Source organism: Lysinibacillus sp. NPDC048646, from assembly GCF_050272295.1.
In the GTDB taxonomy this organism is placed as follows: Bacteria; Bacillota; Bacilli; order Bacillales_A; family Planococcaceae; genus Lysinibacillus.
This window is the reverse complement of record NZ_JBNNLZ010000001.1, coordinates 366,728-377,728: the sequence shown is the minus strand read 5'-3', so window position 1 is coordinate 377,728 and position 11,001 is coordinate 366,728. Positions and strand designations below refer to the sequence as shown.

The window sequence follows — 11,001 nt, the reverse complement described above, 5'->3', positions numbered from 1 at the left end:
GTTTCGCTTGAGGCGAGACAGGTTTTTTGGTTTTGATTAATGATGGTCTGCAGCGTCTGGAGTTGGCTCGTTTGGAATGATAGCACCAATTACAAAAATTAGTACTGAGAACACAACTGAAATGATAGCACCTGTTTGGAAATCAAATGGTACACCAAGTACAGAACTTACTACATAGTTTAACATTGAAACTAGTAGGAATGACCATACGAATGTAACGATATATTGCATTAATTTCACCTCAACCGAACTTTTTAAAATCGTTAGTTTTACTACATATACATTATCATATCATAACATAAGACGAAAAAAAAAGAACCTTTTATGATAAAGTGAACTTTAATCGGTGGTATACGTTCTCCATCGACGATTGCTTGTTACAATCGGATTCTTACGAGTACTTGATTGGCCATTGGAACTCTTGATTATTCTACGTTTTGAAGTGGAAGACTTAACATCAGTGAATAGAAAAAAACATGGCGAATTTGTCACAACAATGTGACACTAGCTACCATGTAGTATTGCAAGGGCACTGAAAAAGTCCATAAAATAAATTTTAGCCATGGCGGAAACGATTAATCGTTTCTGCTATGGCTTTTTCTTCGATGCCGTTGATTGCCGTTTCGGCGGACGCTTTCCTGGGGGCGAACCTTGAGCCTCCACGTCGCTAACGCTCCTACGGGGTCTTAAGCTGTTCGCAAGTCCCCCAAGGCGTCGCCGCCTGCACTTCAATCAACTAATTTTATCGTTTCACCATAACCGGAATCAATTTTGATAAAAAATCAAACACAAACGTATTACTTTGACATAGAAAAATGTAAGGTTTGTCCACTACGAGAAGGCTGTTATAAAGACGGTGCCAAAAGCAAAACGTATTCAGTAAGTGTTTAATTTAATTCATCTTGCACCCTTCCTTCATTATGCGTTATAATTATGACCAGTTACTAATAATTGATAGTAAGAAAGCGGAGGAGGTTGCTATATGAACGCAGGTATTATAGGGTTAGGCAGATACGTTCCAGAAAAGGTCGTTACGAATTTTGACTTAGAGAAAATTATGGACACTTCGGATGAATGGATTCGAACTCGTACAGGAATTGAAGAACGTCATTTTGCTGCAGAGAATCAGGAAACATCGGATTTAGCAGTAGCTGCAGCTAAAGATGCTATTGCGAAAGCAGGTATTACTCCTGAGGAAATAGGACTAATACTTGTAGCAACTGTAACACAAGATCAAAATTTCCCAAGCGTAGCATGTATGGTTCAGGAGCAAATTGGTGCAGTAAATGCAGCGGCGATGGATCAAGCAGCGGCTTGTGCAGGATTTATATATAGTTTAGTGACAGCCAAGCAATTTGTAGAATCAAATGCTTATAAATATGTCTTAGTAGTAGGTGTTGAAAAGCTGTCGAAAGTACTTGATTGGGAAGATCGTAATACTGCTGTCTTATTTGGAGACGGTGCAAGTGCTGCAATTATTGGAACAGTTTCAGAAGGTAGAGGTATCTTATCTTTTGAGCTTGGAGCTGACGGCACCGGTGGTAAAAATCTTTATTTAACACAGCAACAGACGATTGCCATGAATGGTCGTGAAGTATTCAAATTTGCAGTACGCCAAATGGGCGAATCTGCGTTGAATGTTTTAGATAAAGCAGGTTTAACAAAAGAAGATGTGGACTTTTTAGTGCCACATCAAGCGAATATTCGTATTATGGAGTCTGCACGTGAACGTCTCGATTTACCAATTGAAAAAATGTCGAAAACGATTCACAAATATGGTAATACATCGGCGGCATCTATTGGAATATCATTGGTAGAAGAGCTTGAAGCAGGTAAAATAAAAGATGGTGACTTACTAGTACTCGTTGGTTTTGGCGGTGGCTTAACTTGGGGCGCCGTTGCAATGAGATGGGGAAAATAATAACATTAAATGCTTGAGGGGAGTAAGATAATGAGTAAACGACGAGTAGTAATTACAGGAATTGGCGCAGTTACACCACTAGGGAATAGCATCGAAGAAACATGGGCAAACATTAAAGCTGGGAAATCTGGTGTTGGCGAGTTAACACGTTTAAATAAAGATCTATTCGCTGCTAAAATTGCTGCTGAAGTAAAAGATTTTGATATTGAAAAGTATATTGAACGTAAAGAAGCCCGTAAAATGGACCGCTTTACACATTATGCATTAGCAGCTTCTATCATGGCTATGGAAGATGCACAGCTTACAATTGATGAAGAATTAGCACCACGCGCAGGCGTATGGATTGGCTCTGGTATCGGTGGTATGGAAACGTATGAACAGCAATTTTTAACGTTCCAAGAGCGTGGGGCAAGACGTGTAAGCCCGTTCTTTATTCCTATGATGATTCCAGATATGGCATCAGGTCAAGTGTCTATTCATTTCGGAGCAAAGGGCATTAATTCTTGTTCTGTAACTGCTTGTGCATCTGGAACAAATTCAATTGGTGATGCATTTAAAGTAATTGAACGAGGCGATGCAGATGTGATGATTTCAGGTGGCGCAGAGTCTCCAATCGTAACAATGGCAGTTGCAGGCTTCTGTGCAAATACAGCCTTGTCTTTAAATACAGACGCTGCATCAGCTTCACGTCCATTTGATAAAAATCGCGATGGCTTTATTATTGGTGAAGGTGCAGGTATTGTAATTTTAGAAGAGTATGAGCATGCGAAAGCTCGTGGTGCAAAAATTTATGCAGAAGTACTTGGATACGGATCAACAGGTGATGCTCACCACATTACAGCTCCAGCACCAGAAGGTGAGGGTGCAGCACGTGCGATGAAGCAGGCATTAGCTGATGGGGGTGTAGAACCTTCACAAGTGGCCTATATTAATGCACATGGAACAAGTACACCTTACAATGATCTATTTGAAACACAGGCTGTAAAATCAGCTTTTGGTGAACATGCTTACAAACTGGCGATGAGTTCTACAAAATCAATGACAGGTCACTTATTAGGCGCAGCTGGTGGTGTCGAAGCGATTTTCACAGCGCTTGCGTTAAAAGAGGGTATTTTACCACCGACAATCAATTTAACAGATCCAGATCCAGAATGTGATCTAGATTATGTACCAAATGAAGCACGAGAAGCAAATATTGAGTATGCGATGAGTAACTCTCTTGGATTTGGCGGTCACAACGCTAGCCTATTATTAAAAAAATGTGAAGAATAATCAAAAATGTCAGCCTGAAGATAAACTCGGTAAAATCGAGTGTGTCTTCAGGCTTTTTTCTTTATTAAAAGCAAGTAAAAATTCTCAAGTCTGCAAAAAGCAACTCTCTTTCCATGGACGAACTATCCAGCCTCCTCCTTCGATGACGCTTCATGTGGGGGCTAGCCGGCTCGTTTCTAAGCAGGAGTCACGCAGCGTTTTCTTCTCTATCTAACTAACTGTTTACGGCCATTAATTTAAAATCCATCATTATAATCTTCAACACTTCAGCTAGTTTTGTTACCTATCGTTTTCGTAGATTGTAGTGTTTGTTTACGTATTCAGTTGATTGGAATGGAGGCGGCATTTCATACCGCACACGCAATGGAAATTATTCATTCTTTATTTATTGTAAAAAACCTGTAGCAAACCTGAAATTCTTCAAGTTTGTCTACAGGCTGACGCATTTTTTATTATCTTTGCGAATAGATGATAAATAAGAAGAAATAGAAAGGATGCCGTCTACTTGTTCCGTCTCTTTTTATTTTTAATGAGCTATGGCTTAATGATACTTTCAATAGGCAATCTGATTTTGTACTTGAATTACCGTACACTCGGTTATTCATGGTCCGTTGTTTTTAAGTTCATGGTCCATACAACGGAATTTTATTTGGCAATTGGAGCCTGCATTGTTTTATGTGGCGTTGTGCTTGACTTTGGTTTCGAGCGGACATCCTAATCTAAAAGATAGGGAGAGAACGTCACTTTAATTCCTAGTTCAGTTGCTACCGTTTCGGCCAAGATTGTGCCTTGGTCATCATGTATTTTTGCTAAATGTTCCATACCTTCGATGAATGAATCCGTTTCAAGATTGATCCATTCACCAAAGTTACACATCCATGACGTCAACTCAGTTAGCAAAGCTTCATTTAATGGAAGGTTTTCTAAGTCTAAATTGGCAAGACACTGACCACACCATAGGGGATCAGCACCAAAGTCACCTTCTAAAATAAGTGTTTGTATTGGCTTTTTACACTGTTCGCAGAGCATAGACATAGACATAGACAAACCTCCTAGCGACGTGTGCGGCCTAAGCCCATCGCTTCTTCCATACGTTTTAAGGTAGCACTGGCAATGGTATTTGCTTTCTCTGCACCTTCATCTAGAATGATGTCCAATTCAGATGATTCTACGAGATTGTAGAATTTCTCTTGTATTGGTGTAAGGTGGTCGATAACTGCTGTTGCCACGCCTTGTTTGAAGCCGCCATAGCCAATGCCTTCGTATTTTTTCACTAAATCATCAATAGATACACCTGAAATTGCTGATTCGATCGTCAGTAAATTTGAAACACCAGGTTTATTTTCTACGTCAAATGCCACAATACCATCAGAGTCAGTCACGGCAGATTTAATTTTTTTCTCAATATCTTTTGCAGTATCTAAAAGCTTGATTGTTGCTTTTGTATTTGGATCAGATTTACTCATTTTTTTCGTAGGTTCTTGTAAAGATTTAATACGTGCACCTGCTTTTGGTAATTGTATTTCAGGAATTGTCAATACCTCAGCGTAACGCTTGTTAAAGCGCTCTGCAAGATCTCGTGTGAGTTCAATATGTTGCTTTTGATCATCACCAACTGGGACGATGTTTGTATTGTATAAAAGAATATCTGCGGCCATTAATGGTGGGTATGTTAAAAGAGCTGCTGAAACAGTTTCCTTGCCATGTGATTTATCTTTGAATTGAGTCATACGCTCTAACTCGCCAATAGAGGCCACACATTGTAAAATCCAACCCGCTTGTGCATGAGCAGAAACTTCTGATTGGATGAATAAGGTAGATTTCTGTGGGTCAACCCCCGTTGCTATATACGTTGCAGCCAAATTACGAATGTTTTGACGCAACTCTTTTGGATCTTGTGCGACTGTAATGGCATGTTGGTCAACGATACAATAAATTGCATCTCCTTCATTTTGTAAAGCAGGGAATTGCTTGAATGCTCCAAGGTAGTTCCCTAATGTTACAATACCTGTTGGCTGTACGCCTGAAAAAATAGTTGTCATAATAATTTCCTCCTTCGAGTTAGCAAATAAATTTTGCCTCGGCATAATCTAAATTTCTAATCAAACCTTCAATGACGGACGAAAAGCCACTATACTATCAAGTAGAGCGTCCGAATGAATACTAAATAACATAAAAAAAACATCATGCGTCCTCATTAGTTTTTTCTAATGAAGGGACGAATGATGTATCCGCGGTACCACCCAGCTTGCCTAAAAGGCCACTCTACTTCGTAACGTGAAGGGACGAGCTTTGCTAGTAGTCAATCGTGATTTACTTGAACGTTCGCAAAACTAACTCGGAAGTCCATTCCAAATGCGCACACGATCTGTTTGCAGCAACCACAGACTCTCTAAACGTGCACATGCATTTGTACTACTCTTCGTCAGCGTTTTTAATTATTGCAAAAATTATATTATAAAGAGTTAGCTAATTGCAAGCTTATAAAATCAGACTTTTAGCGGTGTTTTTTTTATGAAAAAAACTATATGCTAACTATGCTGTGTTTTTTTGTTAAAAAAGCAACCTTTATTATTAACGATACGTCTCAATTGTACACGTGAAATTGACATTATTCTCGTTTATATTTTTTAAATGAGAATAAATAGTTTGAATAAATCGATGTTTAAAAACGTTGATAAGTGGGAATATTACTATTAGTTCATTGGACACCTTTTAAGAATTAGCTTCTTTAAAGCTATATGAATAGACAGAATATTTCGCGATAAAGGCATTCTTTTTTTCATTGGAACTATATTCAAATAGAGCAGAGTGCTGTATAATGGAGATGTATATTTACATTACATTAATTCTAATTTAACAATTTGGTTTATAGATAACGATTACAAACAGAAAGGATGTGTCAGTATGATAGTAACTTTATTTACATCACCGAGTTGTACGTCTTGCCGAAAAGCGAAAGCATGGTTGGAGGAGCACGAAATCCCATATACAGAGCGAAATATTTTTTCTGAACCATTAAGCATTAGTGAAATAAAAGAAATTTTACGCATGACGGAGGATGGAACGGATGAAATTATTTCAACTCGTTCGAAAATTTTCCAAAAACTAAATGTGGATGTTGAAAGCTTACCATTACAACGTTTATATGAGTTAATTCAAGAATATCCTGGATTATTACGTCGTCCAATAATATTAGATGAAAAACGTTTACAGGTAGGATATAACGAAGATGAAATTCGTCGATTCTTACCGCGTAAAGTTCGAGCTTATCAATTACAAGAAGCACAGCGTATGGTGAACTAATATCTCCCTATACTGCATATAATGTATTAGGTGTTACAAATGCAAAGAGCATGTTGTGACATCTATTTTTTTATGCTTTACTTATGTAAAAACCTTCTGTACAAGATATAATATTTAATAGGAGAAAGTCATATATTTCCGTAAAAGTATGTTAGACTTGATTTTAGCCCAATTGTTTACTACAATTTCAATAATTCAAATATCTTTTGTGGAAACGGTGTATATCCTTTTCATTTTATGAAAGAACAGCATACAATAGAATTAGAGACAACTGTGAACTGTAAATCCAACGATCTCAGTTGCTCGATGCTTTAATTGTGGTGTGGTCAAAGGTTGAAAAACAAAGGAGTATGAAGGTTAAAAACAATGAATCAAAGCATACTAATGAAATAATACTGTTTTTCGACAAATGACAGTGAAGGGAGATGAAGTCTAGTGGACATCGAACGTGTAAATGAAAATACACTCAAGCTCTTTATTACGTACAATGATATAGAGGATCGCGGCTACAGTCGTGAAGAAATTTGGTACAACCGAGCAAAGGGTGAACAACTTTTTTGGGATATGATTGATGAAGTAAACACAGAGGATTATTTTGATGTAGAAGGTCCGATTTGGATTCATATCAATGCGTCTGAAGTTGGCTTGGAAATCATTGTCACACGTGCACATATATTAAAAGACGGTGAAACATTAGATGGTCATTCGCATTTTGATGAACACAAGGAAATGTTTGCCTCATTTGATGAAGTTGGAGAGGATCTTCTCAGTCAACTAACTCAATTCGGTGACATTGATGAGTCAGAATTATTTATGGATACAGATATTTATGTTTATAAATTTAAAGATATTGATGAGTTAATCCCTGTTGCAAAACGCATGACAGATGAATTAGTGGATTCCTCATTATTCAAATATGAAAATTGGTACTATCTAGTTGTAGACTTCACAAATGCAGATGACGATTTAAATCGCCATGACAAAAATGCGGTTATTAAAGAATTTCTAAGCCCGTCGAATTTCACGATTCATCGCCTCGAAGAATACGGCGATATGATTATGGAATATGATTGCTTTGAAACTATTCGCAAGTATTTTATCTAGATGATTCAAGCCTCTGAGATTATTCAGAGGCTTTTTTGTATGGCTAGTTTTCAGGGTTTAAGATTGAGTGATGATGAGATGTGAAAGGATTATCAATGCAAATATCGAATTTGGAAAAAAAACCGATATTTCATTGTAGATAGAGAAGTTACATTTTACAATTGGACAAAAAGGAGACAATTTTATGCTTTTTGCCTATACAGAGCATTTGAAGCCGTTTATCACATATCAACATACAAGAGAAGCACTACAACACTATCGCCGGCATTCGAAATTTTATTGCCCGCAATGTCAGCAACCTGTCCAGTTGAAAATTGGTACCGTCAATATCCCACATTTTGCCCATATTGCGAATCAAGTTTGTGAACAATTATTTGCAGAAGGTGAATCTATGCTCCATTTACAGGGCAAGATTCAATTGTTCGAATGGCTGAAGAAGCTCGGTCATACAGTAGAGTTGGAGCCATTTATAAAAAGGCTATCTCAACGACCGGATATACTTGTGATAAAAGAGCATCAACAAATAGCAATTGAGTTCCAATGTAGCACTCTCTCTCATGAAAAGTGGCAGCTGCGAACAGCAGGCTATGAAAATATCCATATCCAAGCATTGTGGCTTTTTCAAACACCCCAGAAAAACCTTGCCTCACAGGACATACTAAAAATTACTGTTCCTCCTATTATGCAAAATGCTATTAAATATTCATCCAAGGGTTTGCCCTATTTATTGACATATGATGCGCATTCAGCAAAATTTAATTATTGGACGAATCTTCTTTATGTTCATGGATATACTTTTATAGCAAAAGTACAATACCTGCCTATTAATAAACAGCAATTTCCGTTTTATGTTCCTATGCCAATTACAAGAGAAGAGTTTCATTGTTATTGGCAACTCTATAAAAGGTTTTGCGCACAGTATGTGTTTCAAAGATTACTACGTAGTAAAAAAGGGGTGCAAGATTCTTTTTTACGAAGTTGTTATGAGTTGCGTTTTTCGCTCGAGACAATGCCTCTATACGTGGGATTACCTGTTAAACATGCTGAATCAATTCCAATTTTTTCGATTGAATGGCAAACGATTTTACATCATTTTTGTAGCCAATACCAATTGCAGCTTCATAAGTTATGCAAGGGAGATATGCAGCTTTTTCTTCATCAACTTGATTTGGAGGCGACAAAAGAGGCCGTACAGGCCGTGGAAAATTATTGTACCGTGTTTGCAAAGTGGTATCAAAACAAAAATAGTTTTCCAGATATTTGTGAGCAAGTTTATGTTCATTTGTACAGTGTAAATGGATAAGAAAATTTTCACTTTATCCTGCATGTATAGGGTCACTTTATTTGCAATTGCCACAATATACTGAGAAAATATGAGAGTAAAGGAAAAACTAACATATAGAGGGGGCTGGCATATGGCTAGTAACAGCAATCAGGTTTTAATGAGAAATGAAATACCAGAAGAGTTAACTTGGCGCTTGGAGGACATCTTTGCAACAGATACGCAGTGGGAAGAGGAATTAAAAGAAGTCGCAGCATTTGCAAAAAAGGCACCAAGCTATGCAGGTACTTTAAAAAATGGTGCAGACGCCTTATTAGCAGTCCTTACGTATTACGATCAAATTTACGAACGCACGATGAAGCTCTACACGTATGCTCATATGCGTTACGACCAAGATACAACGAATAGCTTTTATCAAGATATGAATAGCCGTATCCAAACATTAGCGACAAATATTTCAGCCGCCCTATCGTTTTTAACGCCAGAAATTTTATCTTTAAGTGAAGAGACAATCGAAAGTTACTTAGCGGAAAATAAAGATTTACAATTATATAAGCAATCTTTGAAAGAGATTACCATGGCACGCCCACATGTATTACCTGCTGAACAGGAAGCGTTACTTGCACAAATGTCTGAGGTAACCGGTACAGCATCGAATACATTTAGTATGTTGAACAATGCTGATATGGTCTTCCCAAAAGTGAAAAATGAAGATGGGGAAGAGGTTCAGCTCACACATGGTAACTATATTAAGTTTTTAGAAAGTAAAGATCGAACTGTGCGGGAAGCGGCATTTAAAGCAATGTACGAAACATATGGTCATTTTAAAAATACATTTGCTGCTACATTAACAGGCAATGTGAAAAAACATAATGTGAGTGCACGAATTCGTAATTATGATTCGGCTCGTCATGCAGCAATGTCGAATAATTTTATTCCAGAAAATGTGTACGATCAATTAGTGGAGACAATTCACAAGCATTTACCAGTTATGCAGCGTTACATTGCATTACGTAAGAAACTGTTAGGTGTGGAAGAATTGCATATGTGGGATCTATTCATCCCGCTTGTAAAAGAAGTAGACATGAAAATGCCTTACGATGAAGCCAAGGCCATTTTAGTGAAGTCTTTAGCCCCACTTGGTGAGGAGTATCAGGATATTGTACAAAGTGGTCTGGATCATCGATGGGTAGATGTGAAAGAAAATAAAGGAAAGCGTAGTGGTGCATACTCATCAGGTGCATATGGAACGAATCCTTATATTTTAATGAACTGGCAGGATAATGTGGATAATCTATTTACATTAGCACATGAGTTTGGTCATAGTGTTCACAGTTATTACACGCGCAATAATCAGCCGTTTGTCTATGGAGACTATTCAATTTTTGTGGCAGAAGTGGCGTCCACATGTAACGAAGAGTTATTAAACGATTATCTACTTAAAACAATCGAAGACCCTCAACAAAAGATTTATTTATTAAACCATTGGCTTGATGGCTTCCGCAGTACAGTCTTCCGACAAACAATGTTTGCAGAGTTTGAACATTTGATTCATCAAATGGATCAAAATGGAGAGTCCTTAACATCAGAACGTTTAACTGAAGTTTATTATGATTTAAATAAGCAATACTTCGGCGAAGATATGGTGGTAGACAAGGAAATTGGTTTAGAATGGGCACGAATTCCACATTTCTACTACAATTACTATGTCTATCAATATGCAACAGGAAAATCAGCGGCAACTGCATTAAGTAAACAAATTCTAGAAGAGGGTGCACCGGCTGTGGAACGTTATATTAATAACTTCCTAAAAGCAGGTTGCTCAGATTTCCCAATTGAAGTATTAAAAGCAGCAGGTGTTGATATGAATGTGGCGAAACCAATTGATGATGCTTGTAAAGTATTTGAAGAGCGTTTAAATGAACTGGAAAAATTATTGTTAAAATAATTAATTTGTGTGGCTGTAGTGAACTTACTACAGCCGTTTTCTTTGTGCAGTAGAAAATATGGTCAGGAATAAATTAAAACAATAATGATTTTCTTAGATTTCTAAATGAATAAAACTATCCATCTTAAAAAAATACCGTACTGTAATCGCTTTCTATTTGACAAATTT

9 protein-coding genes and 1 other annotated feature are annotated in these 11,001 nt (G+C 37.3%); of the genes, 6 read left to right on the top strand and 3 right to left on the bottom strand.

All coding sequences use genetic code 11. The features are described from left to right. Positions 1-36: 36 nt before the first annotated feature. On the bottom strand, positions 37-231 hold the full coding sequence (locus ACQKII_RS01800) for a YjzD family protein (protein WP_054768176.1): 195 nt from the start codon (positions 229-231) through the stop codon (positions 37-39). Positions 232-982: 751 nt separating this feature from the next. Here ACQKII_RS01800 and ACQKII_RS01795 point away from each other — a divergent pair. Continuing rightward, complete coding sequence (locus tag ACQKII_RS01795) at positions 983-1,921, top strand: beta-ketoacyl-ACP synthase III (protein WP_427455758.1); 939 nt, start codon at positions 983-985, stop codon at positions 1,919-1,921. A gap of 30 nt (positions 1,922-1,951) precedes the next feature. After that, entirely contained in the window at positions 1,952-3,193 is a 1,242-nt protein-coding gene (gene fabF, locus ACQKII_RS01790) for a beta-ketoacyl-ACP synthase II (protein ID WP_427455756.1), read from the top strand. A 714-nt stretch (positions 3,194-3,907) separates the two neighbouring features. Here the strand turns inward: fabF and ACQKII_RS01785 are convergent. Both ACQKII_RS01785 and trpS read right to left on the bottom strand, forming a co-directional pair. Further along, a complete protein-coding gene (locus tag ACQKII_RS01785; protein ID WP_427455754.1) occupies positions 3,908-4,234 on the bottom strand; it encodes a hypothetical protein in 327 nt (108 codons plus the stop codon). 11 nt (positions 4,235-4,245) lie between these two features. Continuing rightward, positions 4,246-5,235, bottom strand: coding sequence for a tryptophan--tRNA ligase (gene trpS / locus ACQKII_RS01780; RefSeq protein WP_427455752.1), 990 nt, complete (start codon positions 5,233-5,235; stop codon positions 4,246-4,248). 169 nt (positions 5,236-5,404) lie between these two features. Beyond that, positions 5,405-5,631, bottom strand: a binding site (T-box leader). 472 nt (positions 5,632-6,103) lie between these two features. On the opposite strand from trpS, the gene spxA reads away from it, so the two are divergent. The 4 genes from spxA (at position 6,104) to pepF (ending at position 10,833) form a co-directional block, all read left to right on the top strand. Next, a complete protein-coding gene (gene spxA, locus ACQKII_RS01775; protein WP_024362527.1) occupies positions 6,104-6,499 on the top strand; it encodes a transcriptional regulator SpxA in 396 nt (131 codons plus the stop codon). A 435-nt stretch (positions 6,500-6,934) separates the two neighbouring features. Continuing rightward, on the top strand, positions 6,935-7,603 hold the full coding sequence (gene mecA, locus ACQKII_RS01770) for an adaptor protein MecA (protein WP_143997375.1): 669 nt from the start codon (positions 6,935-6,937) through the stop codon (positions 7,601-7,603). 184 nt (positions 7,604-7,787) lie between these two features. After that, positions 7,788-8,906 (top strand): competence protein CoiA, encoded by a 1,119-nt coding sequence (locus ACQKII_RS01765; RefSeq protein WP_427455750.1) that lies wholly within the window; start codon positions 7,788-7,790, stop codon positions 8,904-8,906. Between the two features lie 112 nt (positions 8,907-9,018). Further along, positions 9,019-10,833: an oligoendopeptidase F gene (gene pepF, locus ACQKII_RS01760; RefSeq protein WP_427455748.1), complete on the top strand. Its 1,815-nt coding sequence runs from the start codon at positions 9,019-9,021 to the stop codon at positions 10,831-10,833. Positions 10,834-11,001: the final 168 nt, after the last annotated feature.

Bases quoted from the DNA above. Each gene is read 5' to 3' on its own strand.
- ACQKII_RS01800 (WP_054768176.1), bottom strand. From the start codon at position 231: ATGCAATATATCGTTACATTCGTATGGTCATTCCTACTAGTTTCAATG.
- ACQKII_RS01795 (WP_427455758.1), top strand. From the start codon at position 983: ATGAACGCAGGTATTATAGGGTTAGGCAGATACGTTCCAGAAAAGGTC.
- fabF (WP_427455756.1), top strand. From the start codon at position 1,952: ATGAGTAAACGACGAGTAGTAATTACAGGAATTGGCGCAGTTACACCA.
- ACQKII_RS01785 (WP_427455754.1), bottom strand. From the start codon at position 4,234: ATGTCTATGTCTATGCTCTGCGAACAGTGTAAAAAGCCAATACAAACA.
- trpS (WP_427455752.1), bottom strand. From the start codon at position 5,235: ATGACAACTATTTTTTCAGGCGTACAGCCAACAGGTATTGTAACATTA.
- ACQKII_RS01765 (WP_427455750.1), top strand. From the start codon at position 7,788: ATGCTTTTTGCCTATACAGAGCATTTGAAGCCGTTTATCACATATCAA.
- pepF (WP_427455748.1), top strand. From the start codon at position 9,019: ATGGCTAGTAACAGCAATCAGGTTTTAATGAGAAATGAAATACCAGAA.